General features: G+C 62.1%; 11 protein-coding genes and 2 tRNA genes. 10 read left to right on the top strand and 3 right to left on the bottom strand.

Translation table 11 applies throughout. The features are described from left to right. Positions 1–5: 5 nt before the first annotated feature. The 3 genes from RX717_RS10455 to RX717_RS10445 form a co-directional block, all read right to left on the bottom strand. Entirely contained in the window at positions 6–656 is a 651-nt protein-coding gene (locus RX717_RS10455; protein WP_316960279.1) for a sortase, read from the bottom strand. A gap of 96 nt (positions 657–752) precedes the next feature. Next, positions 753–828: transfer RNA gene (locus RX717_RS10450), tRNA-Gly, on the bottom strand. A gap of 8 nt (positions 829–836) precedes the next feature. Then, positions 837–912, bottom strand: a tRNA-Phe gene (locus RX717_RS10445). Between the two features lie 133 nt (positions 913–1,045). Between RX717_RS10445 and RX717_RS10440 the strand changes: the two genes are divergently transcribed. From RX717_RS10440 to hflX, 10 genes are all read left to right on the top strand, one after another. Next, positions 1,046–4,411: a PD-(D/E)XK nuclease family protein gene (locus tag RX717_RS10440; RefSeq protein WP_107631931.1), complete on the top strand. Its 3,366-nt coding sequence runs from the start codon at positions 1,046–1,048 to the stop codon at positions 4,409–4,411. Position 4,412: 1 nt separating this feature from the next. Continuing rightward, on the top strand, positions 4,413–7,979 hold the full coding sequence (gene addA, locus RX717_RS10435) for a helicase-exonuclease AddAB subunit AddA (protein ID WP_107631932.1): 3,567 nt from the start codon (positions 4,413–4,415) through the stop codon (positions 7,977–7,979). Positions 7,980–8,320: 341 nt separating this feature from the next. Further along, on the top strand, positions 8,321–9,826 hold the full coding sequence (locus RX717_RS10430; protein ID WP_107631933.1) for an IMP dehydrogenase: 1,506 nt from the start codon (positions 8,321–8,323) through the stop codon (positions 9,824–9,826). 69 nt (positions 9,827–9,895) lie between these two features. Then, a complete protein-coding gene (locus tag RX717_RS10425) occupies positions 9,896–10,549 on the top strand; it encodes a nucleotidyltransferase domain-containing protein (protein ID WP_054327595.1) in 654 nt (217 codons plus the stop codon). A gap of 30 nt (positions 10,550–10,579) precedes the next feature. Continuing rightward, a complete protein-coding gene (locus RX717_RS10420) occupies positions 10,580–11,833 on the top strand; it encodes a chloride channel protein (RefSeq protein ID WP_242977948.1) in 1,254 nt (417 codons plus the stop codon). Positions 11,834–11,874: 41 nt separating this feature from the next. Then, positions 11,875–12,531: an HAD family hydrolase gene (locus RX717_RS10415; RefSeq protein WP_107631935.1), complete on the top strand. Its 657-nt coding sequence runs from the start codon at positions 11,875–11,877 to the stop codon at positions 12,529–12,531. Between the two features lie 102 nt (positions 12,532–12,633). After that, positions 12,634–14,028, top strand: coding sequence for an MATE family efflux transporter (locus tag RX717_RS10410; RefSeq protein ID WP_054327592.1), 1,395 nt, complete (start codon positions 12,634–12,636; stop codon positions 14,026–14,028). Next, positions 14,025–14,483 carry an S-ribosylhomocysteine lyase gene (locus RX717_RS10405; RefSeq protein WP_082397200.1) on the top strand — a complete coding sequence of 153 codons (459 nt, stop codon included), beginning with the start codon at positions 14,025–14,027 and terminating at the stop codon, positions 14,481–14,483. The genes RX717_RS10410 and RX717_RS10405 overlap by 4 nt, the downstream gene beginning before the upstream one ends. An 88-nt stretch (positions 14,484–14,571) precedes the next feature. Continuing rightward, positions 14,572–14,775: a 50S ribosomal protein L31 gene (gene rpmE, locus RX717_RS10400; RefSeq protein ID WP_031475830.1), complete on the top strand. Its 204-nt coding sequence runs from the start codon at positions 14,572–14,574 to the stop codon at positions 14,773–14,775. A 69-nt stretch (positions 14,776–14,844) separates the two neighbouring features. Further along, on the top strand, positions 14,845–16,131 hold the full coding sequence (gene hflX / locus RX717_RS10395) for a GTPase HflX (protein ID WP_107631936.1): 1,287 nt from the start codon (positions 14,845–14,847) through the stop codon (positions 16,129–16,131). Positions 16,132–16,146 lie beyond the last annotated feature (15 nt).

The following is a 16,146-nucleotide window of genomic DNA, read 5'->3' as shown; positions in this document are numbered from 1 at the left end:
ACAGATCAGCTGCGAGGTTCCGAGGCGGTCAGCTCCGCCTGGACGACCAGCCGCTGTTTGAGAGAGCCGGACGGCGTACCGGTAAACAGGGTGAGCACGGCCTCGCGTCCCTCGACAGGCTCGGTCACCCAGACCTCAGTAGGCTCGACCGTTACCGCCTGGAATACCGTATAGGTATATTGCGTGTCTTGGTCGGCGAGCAGGATGGTATCCCCTTCGCCGAGTAATTCCAAATGACGCATCAAATCGTCGGAGCGGTCGCCCGCGATCACGCAGTTGCCGGACGCACCGGGCAGCGCGCTTCCCGCGAGATGCCCTGCGCCAAGCGCGAGGTCTTTCAGATCGGTGCCTTCGACCACGTTGTCGGCGGTGCCGAGCTTGGGCAGCTTGATCACGCCAACCTGTAGCGCCTCTTCCGGAGCGGTCGCCGTGCCGTAGGCGTCGCAGTCGGTCAGGTAAACCAGATCCTCCTCGGCGGGGAGGCTTTGCTCAATCCATTGCTCGGAGACCGGCGCAGGATCCGCCGCGATCGTCTCCTTGCCGACCAGCGTACCCCAGGGATAGTTGATGCCCTCGGTCAGCAGGCCGAAAGCCGCGATCGCGATACCCGAGATTAACAGGCCGCGTTCGATGGTTGTCTTTGTTTTACGTTCCATGCAAATCACCTAATATGAGAGTATACTGAACGGCGGCGTGTTGTCAACCGCCATGCAGAAAACTGAAAAAACCTGTCCGCGGGACAGGTTTTTGGGTGGAGCGGCTGACGAGGCTCGAACTCGCTACCTCCACCTTGGCAAGGTGGCGCTCTACCAGATGAGCTACAGCCGCATATAAAATGGTGCCTCCGGGCGGAATCGAACCACCGACACGGGGATTTTCAGTCCCCTGCTCTACCGACTGAGCTACAGAGGCGTTTCGCAACGTGCTTGTTAAGTATAGTCGATTTTTGCGGAAAAGTCAACCATAAATTTTCCTTTTCTGCGGGAAGCTTGCGCACATGTTCGGGTTCATGGTATGATAAAAAGCAATGGAAGGGGAGAGTGCCATGCGCATTTGGACCGGCCGCGCGGGCAGCGGCAAAACAACGGCAATCCTGCGGGAGATCGCCGCCCGCTGTGAAAGCGGCGAGGGGCGGCAGATCTTACTTGTGCCGGAGCTGAATTCACACCGTATGGAGCGGTCGCTCGCCGCGGCGACGGACAATCGGGGCGCGCGCACCGCCGAGGTGCTGACGTTCTCCCGCCTGGCTGATCGGGTGTTTTCCGAGGTCGGCGGGCTGGCGCAGCAGATGCTGACACCGGCCGGACAGCTCCTCACCCTACAGGAGGCCGCGCGCCGTGTTCAGGGCGGGCTGTCCGTATGGGGCGGTCTGGCGGACAAGCCCGAGCTGCTCGGCGAGGCGCTGGGGGTGGTGGACGAGTGCAAGACCTGTGCGGTCGCGCCGGAGGCGCTGTTCGCCGCTGCGGAGACGTGCAGGGACACGGCGCTCGCAGCGAAGCTGTCCGATCTGGCGCAGTTATTGACCGCGTATGAGCGTCTGTGCGACGAATCCCTGCCCGACCCACGCGACCGGCTGACCCATCTGCGCGACCGGCTCGCAGAAAGTCATGTGCTGGACGGCGCGGCGGTGTATCTGGACGGCTTTCTGGGCTTTACGCCGCAGGAGCTGGCCGTGGTCGACGCCGTGCTGGCGGCGGGCGTGCCGCTGGCGGCGGCGGTCGCCTGCGATATGGCGTATCCGGAAATATTCGTCACGGGCTGCAAAACGGTCAAGACTCTGGAGCGCATGGCAAAGCGGCATAACCGGAAAGCGGAGCGCATCGAGCTTGGCGCAAGCAGGGTTGCGCGGCCGGCGGGCCTGGCGGCGGTGGAGGCACAAGGTCTGTTGCCCGTGCGTGTTCCGCAGGAGTCGTGCGAAGGGGTGCGCCTGTACGCTGCCGCGTCGCCGTTTGACGAGTGCGAGCACGCGGCGGCCTATATCCGGCGCAAGGTGCGCGATGAGGGCGCGCGCTACCGCGATTTCGTGGTGGCCGCGCGTGACATCGAGCCGTACAGTGCGTTTCTCGCCATGGCGATGGCGCGATATGACGTGCCGGTGTTCCTTGCGGAAAAGCCCGACCTGCTCTCACGCCCGCCGATGGCGCTGGTCACGGGCGCGCTGAACGCGGCGCAGTCCTATTTCAAATACGAGGACCTGTTCGGCTGTCTCAAAACCGGCTTGATGCATCTAACGCGTGAGGAGTCGGACAAGCTGGAGAATTACGCGCTGACCTGGAATATCCGCGGCGGCGCATGGGAACGGGAGTGGGCCGAACATCCGGACGGGTACGGTCAGCCGTTCGACGATCGCGCGCGGGCGCAGCTTGCGGAGTTGAACGCGCTGCGCGCGCGTTTGATCGGCCCGTTTTCCACGCTGCGCGAAAGGCTGAAAGGGGAGCAGCCGGCATCCGGCTGTGTGCGCGCGCTGTACGACTTCCTGCTCGCGGTGGACGCGCCGCGGTGCATGGCCGACCGCGCGGCCGCGCACGAGGTGGCCGGACGCCTACAGCTGGCGGATGAGTACCGCCAGCTGTGGGAGATTCTGGTGTCCGCCATGGAGCAGTTCGCATGGGTATGCGGGGATACGCCGCTGACGGCGGAGCGGTTTGCGAAGCTGTTCCGTCTGGTGCTGGGCGAATACGACGTGGGTACGATACCCGTTTCACTCGACCGTGTGACCTGCGGCAATATCGAACGCGCATGCGGGGAAAACGCGAAATACGTGATCCTGCTCGGGGTAAACGACGGGCTGATCCCCAAGGCGCCCTCCTCCGCCTCGCTGCTCAGCGATATGGAGCGGGACAAGCTGGACGCGCTGGGGGTGGAACTGAAAGCCTACGGCGTGGAGCGTCTGCTCATGGAGCAGGAGACCCTGTACCGCGCGCTTGCCTGCCCCACTGAGGAACTGCTGCTCACCTGGCATATGAGCGACGCCGTGGGTGGGGAGACGCGCCCGTCGTATTTTGTGGGCGTGGTGCGGGGGCTGCTGCCCGACGTGCTGTTTTCCACGCACCAGACGGAAACAGCGCAGGACCGCCTGCAGGCGGAGCGTCCGGCGGTCGAAATGGCCTGCGCATACCTGTCCGGCGACCGCACGGCGGCGGTGCGCGCGGCCTACGGTTTTTACCGCGACGACGAGCGGGTACACCATGCCGCGCAGCAGCGGCGCGGACGGGGGCCGCTGACCAGCCCGCATACGATAGAGGGGCTATATGGAAAAAGCCTCAACCTGACCGCCTCGCGCGTGGACACATTTTACTCCTGCCGGTTCGCGTTTTTCATGCAGTACGGCCTGAAAGCCAGGCCGCGCCGTGTGGCGCGGTTTGACGCGCTCGAAACCGGCACGTTTATCCACTATGTGCTGGAGCATGCGCTGACTGCATTGGGGAAAGGCGCGGGCGGCGCGGCGGCTGCGGAGGAAGCGGCGGTCCGGCGTGCCTGCCGCACGGCGGTCCGGCAGTATGTGCAGGAGGAACTGGGCGGCATGGAGAACAAGACCGCGCGCTTTCGCTATCTGTTCGGGCGGCTGACGCGCACGGTTGAGCAGATCTTGGACAATGTGATTGACGAGCTGCGCGTTTCCGACTTCGCGCCGATCGATTATGAGGTGGATTTTTCGCGCGGCGGCGACCTGCCGCCCGTCCTGTGCGCGGAGGGGGAGGTTTCAGTGTCCCTCTCGGGCAAGGTGGATCGCGTGGACGGGTATATCAAAAACGGGCGGCTGTACTTGCGCGTGATGGACTACAAAAGCGGTAAAAAGTCGTTTTCCCTGTCGGATATCTGGTATGGGCTGAACATGCAGCTCGTTATCTACCTGTATGCACTTCAGCAGGAGGGCTTGGAGCGCTACCGTAAGCGTCTGACCCAAACGTTCAACGAAATCGTACCCGCGGGCGTTTTGTACGTCCCCGTGCGGGACGAGCTGCCCGACGCGGCGCGCGATATCGACGAGGACGCGCTCCGTGCTCTGCGCGACAAGGCGCTGCGCCGCAGCGGCCTGTTGAGCGACGACATGGAGCTGCTCGAGGCGATGGAGCACGGGCTGGAAGGAGACGGACGGTTTATTCCGGTCACGATCAAGGTGAAAAAGGGGGAGGACGCGCCCTCGCTCGCGGCGAAATCCGCGGTGGCCGACCTGGTGCGGTTTGGAAAGCTGGCCAGGTATGCGCATGATAAGCTGCTCGAAATGGGGCGCGAGCTGCGCGCGGGCAGTGTGGCCGCAAACCCGTGCAAAAAGGATAAAGCATCGAGCTTTTGCGACTGGTGTGACTTCCGCGCCGCCTGCCGCTTCGATGAAACGGCGGGCGACAAGGCGCGGTGGCTCCGGCACCTGTCGGACGAGGAGTTCTGGCAGCAGGTAGGGGGTGAATGACATGCCGCAATGGACCAAAGAGCAGGAAACCGCCATCCATGACAGGGGCGGCGCGCTGCTGGTGTCGGCGGCGGCAGGCTCGGGCAAGACCGCGGTGCTGGTCGAGCGCGTGCTCGCACGTCTGACCGACCCGACCGATCCGGTGGATATCGACCGTCTGCTGCTCGTGACCTTTACCAACGCGGCGGCAGCGGAGATGCGCGAGCGCATCTCCGCTGCGCTGGGCGAGGCGGCAGCGAAAGCGCCGCACGATACGCGCCTGCGCCGTCAGATGTTTCTGGTACACCGCGCGAAGATCACGACCGTACACGCGCTGTGCCTGTCGCTCGCGCGCGAGCAGGCGGCGGCGCTCGGCATCGCGCCGGATTTCCGGCTGATGGATGAGAACGAGGGCAAGATCTTGCGCGCCGAGGTGCTTGAGGAGGTGCTCGACGCAGCATATGAGCGCGGGGATGAGGGCTTTTTCGCGCTCTGCGACCTGCTCGCCGCAGGGCGGGACGACAAGAAGCTGGGCGAGGTCATCCTTGGCACTTACGAAAAAATACAGGCGCATCCCGACCCGCGCGCTTTCATGGAGGAGGTGCGGCAGGGGCTGTACGCGCGCGGGATGGATACGCCGCACGGGCGCGTCCTGCTTGCGCAGGCGCGCGCGGCGGCGGAGCACGGCGCGGCGTTTCTGCGCATGACGGCGGCTGCGGTGACCGGCGTCGACGGCCTGGCCGATGCTTACCTGCCCGCGCTGACGAGCGATCTGAATCGCGCCGAGCGCCTGCTGGAAGCCCTGCGCGGCGGGGAGTGGGATGCCTGTGTGGAGGCCGCGCGGTCGATCACGTTCGACCGGCTGGGAGCCGCGCGTAAATTTGAGGACAAGGCGTTCCTTGAGGAAGTCAAGGCGATGCGCGAGGAGTGGAAGGACGCCGCTAAAGCCATCCGCGGCAAATGGCTGACCGTTACGGCGGCCGAGGCCGAATACGACCGCGCCCTGACCGCGCGCGCGCTGTTTTCGCTGATCGACATGGTAAATGCGTTTGACGACGCCTTTTCCGCGGCCAAGCGCACGCGGAACGCGGCGGATTTCAACGATTTGGAGCATTTTGCGGTGCGCCTGCTGTACGAGGGGAGACGGCCCTCCGCACTGGCCGCAGCGCTGTCCGAAGGTTACGCGGAGATCGCGGTGGATGAATACCAGGACACCAATGCCGTGCAGGACGCGATCTTCCGCGCGCTGTCCCGCGATGGGACCAACCTGTTTATGGTGGGCGACGTCAAGCAGAGCATCTACGGATTCCGGCTGGCCGACCCCTCCATCTTCCTGTCCAAATACCGGACCTTTGCCGAGGCGGGGGAAGCGGATGCGGGACAGCCGCGCCGCGTAGTGCTGGGGCGGAACTTCCGCTCGCGCGCGGCGGTGCTGGATGCGTGCAACTATCTGTTTGCCGCCGTGATGGGCGAAACGGTGGGCGGCTTGGCGTATACCGATCGGGAAGCGTTGCATCTGGGCGCGGACTATTATCCGGACGCGGACGACCCGCGCTATCGGACCGAGGTGTTGCTGGTGGACGCGGCGGGGCTTGGCGAGGACGACGACGCGCCCGACAAGACTGCGCTCGAGGCCCAGCTCGCCGCGCAGCGCATCCGCGCGCTGCTGGACGAGGGCTTTCCCGTGCTGGATAAGGAAACGGGCGCCCTACGTCCGGTTACGCCGGGGGATATCGTGATCCTGCTGCGCGCCACCAAAACCAAGGCGCGCACGTTCATCGCCGCGCTTGAGCAGACGGGCGTTTCCGCGAGCGCGGAGGAGCGCGGCGGCCTGTTGGAAACCGCCGAGGTGGGCGCGGTGGTTTCGCTCCTGAACGTGATCGACAACCCGAGGCAGGACGTGGACCTGATCGGCGTGCTGCGTTCGCCGCTGTTCGGCTTCACCGAGCAGGAGCTGGCGGATATCCGGCTGACAGACCGCAAGGCAAGCTATTACGACGCGCTTATACAGTCGCGCGGCGCTTTCCCGAAGGTCGAGGTGTTCCTGCAGCGGCTGGACTTCCTGCGCGGCTTCGCGTGCGACCAGCCGGTGTACCGTCTGCTGTGGGAGATCTATGACCAGACGGGAGCGCTCGGCCTGTACGGCGCGCTGCCCAACGGCGCGCAGCGGCAGGCCAACCTGCTCGCTTTCTTCGAGCGGGCGCGGGCGTTCGAGGGGCAGGGCTTCCGCGGTTTGTTCGCGTTCGTGCGCCTGCTGCGCGGCATGCAGGAAACGGGCGAGGACTTCCAGACGGTTGGCGCAGAGGCGTCGGGCGGCGCGGTGCGCATCATGAGCATCCACAAATCCAAGGGGCTGGAATTTCCGGTCGTGCTGCTGGCGGACTGCGCGAAGCAATTTAACGAAGCGGACCTGCGCGAGCCGGTGCTGGTGCATCAGTCACTGGGGATTGGCGGCAAGTGCCGCGACCGGAGCCGCGGCGTACAGTACGACACAGCCGAGCGCACAGCGGTCGCGGTGCTGCAGCGTCGCGAGATGGTAAGCGAGGAGCTGCGCGTATTGTATGTTGCGCTTACGCGCGCGAAAGAGAAGCTCATCCTCACCTGCGCAAGCGGGACGCTGCAGCGGTCGCTGGAAAAATGGGCGCGGCTGGCCGCGTTGGACGAGCTGCCGCAGTATGCGATGGGCGCGGTGCGCGCGCCGCTGGCCTGGATACTCGCGCCGCTGCTGCGGCACCCCTGCGCGCGCGCGCTGAAAGAACAGTATGGCTTGTCGGTGCCGGAGCGCGGTACGGATAACGATGCGTTCCTCCTGCGCGTGTACCAGCCGGACGAGCTGGCGCTGCCGGAGCGGGAGGTGCTGCGCTATGTGGAGACGGACACGGCGGGATACGAGGTCAAGCCTTACCTGAGCTATCCGCGCGCTTATCTTTCCGAGCTGCCCAGCAAGCTGACCGCGACCGGCGTGGGCCGCGGCTACCGTGCGGACGAGGCTGCGGAGGAGACGGCGCCCCCGCGCCGCGAGCCGAAGCTGCGTGCGCCACTGTTCGAGCAGGAGGCGCGGCGCCTCACGCCCGCTGAGATCGGCACGGCGCACCATCTGTTTATGCAGTTCTGCAATTTCGCGGCGGCCGCCGCGCCAGGCGGCGTGGAGCGCGAGCGCGACCGGCTGGAGGAAAAGCGCATCCTGTCGCCGCAGCAGGCGGCGGCGATTGAGCCGGAAAAGATTCGGGCGTTTTTCACCTCGGCACTGTACCGCGGGTTGATGGCGGAGCATTCAGTGCGGCGGGAGTTTAAGTTCTCAGTGCTGGTGCCAGCCGCACGGTATTTTCCAGTCGCGGCCGACGCACCGGAGGAAAAGGTGCTGCTACAGGGCGTGATCGACTGCCTGATCGACACACCGGAGGGCTTTGTGATCGTGGATTTCAAAACCGACCGCGTATCAAAGGACGGGCTTGCCGCCCGCGCGGCGCGGTACCGCCCGCAGCTTGACGCGTATGCGGATGCGGTGGAGGCGGTTTTCGGTAGGCCGGTGAAACAGCGCGTTTTGTACTTTTTTGATACGGGAAATACCTGGGAAATGGGGGAATAGCGGTTAAGGATGCGTTAAGAAAACGCCGATCGGGTTGACAAGGCCGCGGATAGATGGTAGCCTGTTATCAGCAAAAGAGAGCAACCCCATCGGCGGAAAACGCCGCAAGTTTTTAAGTAGACCACAACATTCATTCCTCATTTCTAATAGAAAGAACCGCAGCAGATCTGCTGCGGTTCTTTCTATTGTCCGCATCGCTATTGCGCGCTTTGTATAAGCGGGCCGCGCCAAAAACCTGCAAAATCTGCTATATGCCTGCTTTACTTTACCTGGTAAAAAGGATATAATAAAAAGCAATATACAATCTGGAAAAACAGGAATGAAAAAGGAGAGGAAAACGTATGGCGTATTATTTTAGCGAGCCTTCGCACACGTTCAACGAATACCTGCTCGTACCCGGTTATTCGTCCGCGGAATGTATTCCAGCGAACGTCAGCCTCCGCACCCCGATCGTCAAGTTCAGAAAAGGACAGGAGTCCTCCCTGTATGCGAACATCCCGATGGTTTCGGCCATCATGCAGGCGGTTTCGGACGACCGCATGGCGATCGCGCTTGCGCAGGAGGGCGGCATTTCCTTTATTTACGGCTCGCAGACCATCGAGAGCGAGGCCGCGATGGTGTCCCGCGTCAAAAGCTACAAGGCCGGCTTTATCGTATCCGATTCCAACGTCAAGCCGGATCAGACGCTGGCGGATATCCTCGACCTGAAAGCGCGGACCGGCCACTCCACCGTTGCGGTCACGGACGACGGCACGGCTACCGGCAGACTGCTCGGCATCGTCACCAGCCGCGATTACCGCGTTTCCCGTATGGAAACCAACGTGAAGGTGTCCGAGTTCATGACCCCGTTTGAAAAGCTGATTACCGCGCCGGCGGACACCACGCTCAAGATCGCCAACGATATCATATGGGATCATAAGCTTAATTCGCTCCCGCTGGTGGATGAGGAGCAGCATCTTGTTTATCTGGTGTTCCGCAAGGACTATGACAGCCACAAGGCAAATTCGCTCGAACTGCTTGACGAGCATAAGCGCTATGTTGTGGGCGCGGGCATTAATACCCGCGATTATGCCGAGCGCGTACCCGCTCTGGTCGAGGCCGGCGCGGATGTGCTGTGCATCGATTCCTCCGAGGGCTTTTCCGAGTGGCAGAGCCGTACGCTCGCGTGGGTGCGCGAGAATTACGGCGACACGGTCAAGGTCGGCGCGGGCAACGTCGTCGACCGGGAAGGCTTCCGCTTCCTCGCGGACGCGGGCGCGGACTTTGTCAAGGTCGGCATCGGCGGCGGCTCGATCTGCATTACCCGCGAGCAGAAGGGCATCGGCCGCGGTCAGGCGACCGCGCTGATCGAGGTTGCCGCGGCGCGCGATGAATATTACCTGGAAACCGGCGTATATGTGCCGATCTGCTCGGACGGCGGCATCGTACACGATTACCATTGCACGCTGGCGCTGGCCATGGGTGCGGACTTCCTGATGCTGGGGCGCTACTTCTCCCGCTTTGACGAATCCCCGACCAACAAGGTCAACATCAACGGCAGCTACATGAAGGAATACTGGGGCGAAGGCTCGGCCCGCGCGCGCAACTGGCAGCGCTACGACATGGGCGGCGACAAGAAGCTGTCCTTTGAGGAGGGCGTGGATTCCTATGTGCCGTACGCCGGCTCGCTCAAGGATAACTTGGGGCTGACGCTGAGCAAGGTGCGTTCGACTATGTGCAACTGCGGCGCGCTCTCCATTCCGGAATTCCAGAAGAAGGCGAAGATTACGCTCGTATCCGCCACCTCGATTGTCGAGGGCGGCGCGCATGACGTTGTGCTGAAGGAAACCTCGACAACGTCCAAGTAATACGGTTTTTGACCCTAAGATTGCCCCGTAGAAGACTGCGGGGCAATTCTTATCGGAAAGGAGGCAGACATGGATACGGAAAAGTGGATGGACGCGTTCACACAGGCGGTGCTGGAAGCGTTCGGTGAAAGGGTGTGCTGCGTTGGCCTGCAGGGCAGCCGAGCCCGCGGGGAAGCGGGGCCGGACGGCGACATTGATGTGGTCGTGATCCTGGATGCATGGCACATGGAGGACTGGCCGCGCTATGAGGCGGTGCTGGAAAGCCTGCCCGCACGGGACAAGGTGTGCGGCTTTGTATCCGGCTGGGAAGAACTGCTGCACTGGGAGCCGTCCGAGCTGTTCGGGTTCTACTATGATACTAGGGTGTGGTACGGCAGCCTTGCGGCGCTGCGGGAGCGCTTCGGTCCGTCCGACGCCCGCCGCGCCGTGAGGATCGGCGCCTGCGGGATCTACCATATGTGCGTACATAACCGCCTGCACGAAAAAAGCGGGCAGCTCCTGCGGGAGCTGTATAAATCCGCCTTTTTCGTTCTGCGCGCGGTGCATTTCTGTCGGACGGGCGCGTTTGTTGTCCGCCGGTCGGAGCTTCTGCCGCTATTGCAGGGGGAGGAACGGCTGATCCTGACGGCGGGCATGCCGCATCAGGAGGGGACGGAACCGTTTGCAATCCAATCCGAGCGGCTTTTGCAGTGGGCGGGTAGCCTGATCCGGTCTTACACTTGAGGGTTTTGAGGAATGAGGGAGAGTGTGGGAATGGAATGGGAGTACTGGAAGAAGCAGGCGAAAAACGCGCTTATCTTTGCGAGATGGTGCGTGTTCGCGGTTGTGATCGGCGTTGTGGTCGGGGTGACCGGCACGGCGTTCCACCACGCGCTCGACTGGGCGGGGAGGATGCGGGAGCAGCATGACTGGCTGCTGTACCTCCTGCCGCTCGCGGGTGTGTTCATCGCGTTCTGGTATAAGAAGAGCGAAATGCCGCTGGAACGCGGTACGAATTTCATTTTAACATCGGTGCGGGAGAACCATCCGGTCCGCCTGCGGCTGGCGCCGAGCATTTTCGTCACCTCGATGCTGACCCACCTTTGCGGCGGCTCCGCGGGACGTGAGGGCGCGGCGCTTCAGCTCGGCGGTTCGATCTCGGGCAACATCGGACACTGGATGCGGCTGGACGACCGTGATTCACGCACGATTACCATGTGCGGCATGGCGGCGGGCTTTGCGGCGCTGTTCGGCACGCCGCTGGCGGCGACCGTATTCGCGATGGAGGTCATCAGCGTGGGTGTGATGTATTATGCGGCTCTGTTCCCGTGTGTACTGGCGTCGCTGATTGCGCATGGCGTCGCCGTCGCGCTGGGGGGAGAAACCACGCGCTTCGCCCTCCATGCCGTGCCGGATCGGCTCGACGCGCCTCTGATCGCGCGCCTGGTGCTGTTTGGCGTGGTATGCGCGGTGCTGAGCGCGGTGGTCTGCATCCTGTTCCACCAGATCGGGCGCTTTTTGAAAAGGAAGATCCCCAACCAGTATATCTGCATTGCCGCCGGCGGCGCGGCTGTCGCAGCGGTGTCGCTGCTGCTCGGCACACGGGACTACAACGGCGCGGGCATGGCGGTGATCGAACGGGCCATTGCGGGGGAGGCGCACTACACGGCGTTTTTTATTAAGCTTGTGCTGACCGCCATCACGATCGGCGTGGGGTATAAGGGCGGCGAGATCGTGCCGGTGCTGTTCATCGGGGCGACGTTCGGCGCCGCTTACGGCGGGTTTTTTGGTCTCGCCCCTTCCTTCGCCGCCGGACTTGGCATGACGGCGGTGTTCTGCGGCGTGACTAACTCCCCGTTGACCTCGATCCTGCTGGCCTATGAGCTGTTCGGCGGGCAGTCGCTCGGCCTGTTTGCGCTTGTGATTTCCATTGCCTATATGCTCAGCGGCTATTACGGCCTGTACAGCGAACAGAAGATCCTGTACTCCAAGATGCGGCCGCAATTTATCGACAGAAAAACCAAGTAAGGCGGCGCGTCCGCCGGTATTCCCCGGGAGGAAGAGAACCAATGCACGATTTCAAAGGCGCAATTTTCGATATGGATGGCACGCTGCTCGACTCCATGCCGGTATGGAAACGGCTGACACAGGGGTACCTGAGCCAGTTCGGCCTGCACATCACGGATCAGGACTATGCGGTGACCGAGGGCTTTTCCCAGCCGCAGGTGGCGCAGTATTTCATCGAGCGCTATCCAGAGCTGCCGATTGACGTGCAGAGCATGATGGACGGGATGGACCGCCTGATCACCGCGCGCTATGAAACGATAGCCAGGCCGAAGGACGGGGTGTTCCGGTTTCTGGAGGGACTGCGCCGCCGCGGCGTAAAAATGGCGATCGCCACGCTGACCGCGCGGCGGCATGCGGAAAAGGCGCTGCGCGACCGCGGGATGATGAATTATTTCGCATTCATGCTGACGATCGAGGATGTCGGCATCTCCAAGCACGAGCCGGATATCTACCTGCGCGCGGCGGAGCGGCTGGGGCTGCGCCCTGCGGACTGCATCGTGTTCGAGGACGCGCCCTACGCAGGCGTAACCGCAAAGCGGGCGGGCTTTCGGGTATGCGGCATGGCCGAGCCGGCCTATGCGGCGGGGGAGGCCGAGCTGCGGGCAGCCAGCGACTTCTTTGTGGAGGCATCCTTTGACGAACTGGCAGGAAAGTTGTAAAAAAAACTTGCAATATCAACGATTATCCCGTAAACTATAAGTGAGGATAAATTTGAGCTGCGCCGGACAAGCTCCGGGGCGGCTTCGTTGTCGTTAGGGGGAATGAAATTGGAACAGGAAAACAAAATGGGTTCGGCGCGCATGGGGCCGCTGATTTTCTCCATGGCGCTGCCCGCGATGATCTCCATGCTGATTAACGCGCTGTACAATATTGTTGACAGCATCTTTGTCGCGCAGTATTCGCAGAGCGCGCTGGCCGCGGTCTCGCTGGTTTTTCCCTTGCAGCAATTGGTTATTGCGATCGGCGTGGGAACGGGCGTGGGCGTCAACTCACTGATCTCGCGCCGTTTGGGTGAAAAGCGGCAGCTACACGCGGATTCCGCCGCGGAGCATGGCATTGCGCTGGCGGTTATCGGCGGCCTGGCGTTCGTTGTCGTCGGCTTTGTGCTGGCGCCGCCGTTCCTTGGCGCGTTCGGTTCCGCGCCCGATGTATATGAGCAGGCGGTGCAGTATTCGCAGGTCGCGGTCGGGATGAGCTTTTTCGTCATGATTTCCATGATGTGCGAGAAAATACAGCAATCCACCGGCAACATGATTATCCCGATGTGCCAGGGATTGACCGGCGCGATCATCAACATCATTCTTGACCCGCTGATGATCTTCGGCATCGGCCCGTTTCCGGAAATGGGCGTATACGGTGCGGCCGCCGCAACTGTGATTGGACAGGTGTTTGGCATGCTGATCGGGCTGTGGGGCGTCTTTATCCACCAAAAGGTGCTCAGGATAAAGATGCGGGAGTTCAAGTGGCGCCTGCAGACTGTGAAAGACATTTACCGTGTCGGCCTGCCGGGCATCGTTATGCAGAGCGTGGTTTCGGTGATGACAGCCGGCATGAACGCCATCCTGATCAGCTTTTCGCAGACCGCGGTCAACGTTCTGGCGGTTTACTTCAAGCTGCAGACATTCGTGTTTATGCCGGTTTTCGGCCTGAACCAAGGCGCGCTGCCTGTTATGGGCTACAACTACGGCGCGCGGAATAAGGGACGCCTGTTCGGCGCCTACAAGATTGCGCTGACCGCGGCGGTGGTCATTATGGGACTGGGGCTGGTGGTGTTCCAGGCGATTCCGGAAACCATGTTGATGATGTTCGTCGACCGCACGGACGCGGCCGCGGCGCGGGAGATGCTCGAGGTTGGCGTTCCGGCGCTCAGGATCATTAGCCTGTCGTTTATTGGCGCGGCGTTCGGCATCATCAACTCGACGCTGTTTCAGGCGACCGCACGCGGCCTCAACAGTCTGATCGTGTCGGTGTGCCGCCAACTCGTTATTATCCTTCCCGCAGCCTGGCTGCTGGGCAGATGGTTCGGACTGGGCGCGATCTGGTATTCGTTCCCGATTGCGGAGATCGCGGCGTTCTTTATCTCCTACGCGCTGCTGTGGAAGGAATACCGCACCGAGCTGCGTTTTTTGGGGATTGAAAAGGAGGGCAAGGCTTGAAACGGATCGCAAGCTTCGAGGTAAACCATGATAAGCTCAAGCCGGGGATGTATACCTCGCGCATCGATGGCGACGTGACGACCTACGACATCCGCATGGTGCATCCCAATGCGGGAACCTATATCGAGCCCGCGGCCGGTCACACGTTCGAGCATCTCTTTGCAACGTTCGCCCGCAATTCAGATTTTTCAGAAAAAATTATTTACTGCGGTCCCATGGGCTGCCAAACCGGATTTTATTTTTTGGTGCGGGATATGGAAGCGGCCGACGCGATCGCGCTGGCGCAGCGGACGATGGCGTTCATCGCCGGCTATGAAGGCGGGATCCCGGGCGCGAGCCGCGTCGAGTGCGGCAATTACCGGCTGCACGATCTGGCGGGCGCAAAAAGGCTCGCTGCGTCCATGATTCCCGTGCTTGCGGGCTGGACCGAAGAAAAACTGGTATATGAAAAATAATGCTTGCATTTTGGCGGTTGCTGTGGTATCATAATTTTACGACTGTAAGAGGTTTAATGCGACTTACCGTGGAAAGAGGTGAAACAACATGAAACAGGGCATCCATCCCGAGTACAAGCAGACCACGATCCGCTGTGCCTGCGGCAATGTCATTGAGACCGGCTCCACCAAGGAGAACATCGTCGTTGACGTTTGCTCCAAGTGCCACCCCTTCTTCACGGGCAAGCAGAAGCTGGTAGACACCGGCGGACGTGTTGATCGCTTCAAGAAGCGTTTCAATCTGGATAAGTAAAACGGGAAACCATCGAAACCTTTGTGTTCGATGGTTTTTTGTTTCGTTATGCGGAGAGGAGGAAACCGTATGACCGAAAACCAAATCGAAAGCAGGGTGGAGCGCGCGGTGCTGGTCGGCCTGTCCTGTCCGGGCTTTACCGCCGAGCAGGACGCGGACGAACGCACGATGGCAGAGCTGAAAGCGCTGGCCGAAACCGCCGGAGCCGAGGCGGCAGCCATGACGCTGCAGCGCAGGCCGGCGCCGGACGCGCGTACGTTCATCGGGGAGGGCAAGACCGAGGAGGTGCGACAGCTTGCAGAAGCGAACGAGGCCGCGCTTATTTTGTTCGATAACGAGCTGTCGCCTTCCCAGATGCGGAACCTGGAGGAGCTGACCAAATGCACGGTGCTCGACCGTTCGGCGCTGATCTTGGACATCTTCGCGCAACGCGCCCGCACGGGCGAGGGTAAGCTGCAGGTCGAGCTGGCGCAGTACCAGTATATACTGCCGCGGCTGGCCGGTATGTGGACGCATCTGGTGCGGCAGACAGCCGGCGGCGGCAAAAGCCCGATCGGCACGCGCGGCCCCGGCGAAACCCAACTGGAAACCGACCGCCGCCATATCCGCCGCCGCATCGACAAGTTGAAAGAGGATTTGGAGCAGGTGCGCCAGGTGCGTGCTGTGCAGCGGCGCCAGCGCAAAAAGACCGAGATGCCGCTGGTCGCGATTGTGGGTTATACCAACGCGGGGAAATCCACGTTGCTCAACGCCCTGACCGGAGCGGGCATTCCGGCAAACGACAGGCTGTTTGACACACTTGACCCGACAACGCGCAAAAAAAGGATATCGGACACACAGGAGATCCTGCTGTCTGATACGGTCGGCTTTATCCGCAAGCTGCCGCACCATCTGGTTTCCGCATTCAAGGCGACGCTTGAGGAGCTGGCCTATGCCGACCTGCTGCTGCATGTGGTCGATGTTTCGGACGAGGACTGGGAGCAGCAGGCAGAAACCGTGGAAAAGGTGGTCGCCCAGCTCGGCGCGCAGGATATTCCGCGCGTAATGGTATATAACAAGGCCGACAAATGCGCGCCGGATACGCTTCCGTTTTACCGGCCGGACGAGGGCGTCGCGATCTCCGCGAAAACCGGAGAGGGGCTGGATGCGCTGCTCGCGGCGATCGAGCGCGCGCTCGGCCGCGGCAAGCACAGGGTGTGCCTACGCATCCCGTACAGCGATGGGGCGGTGCTGGATATGTTGCACCGCGAGGCACAGGTCGAAGCGGTCGAATACGCAGCAGACGGCACGGTGGTCCGCGCGGTCGTGGATGACAAGACCTACGGCAGGGTAGCGGAATACCTGGCAGAGGAATGATGCAGGTGATGGGGA

It is taken from the genome of Intestinibacillus sp. NTUH-41-i26 (assembly GCF_032769475.1).
In the GTDB taxonomy this organism is placed as follows: domain Bacteria; phylum Bacillota; class Clostridia; order Oscillospirales; family Butyricicoccaceae; genus Agathobaculum; species Agathobaculum ammoniilyticum.
This window is presented reverse-complemented; position numbering and strand designations above follow the sequence as displayed.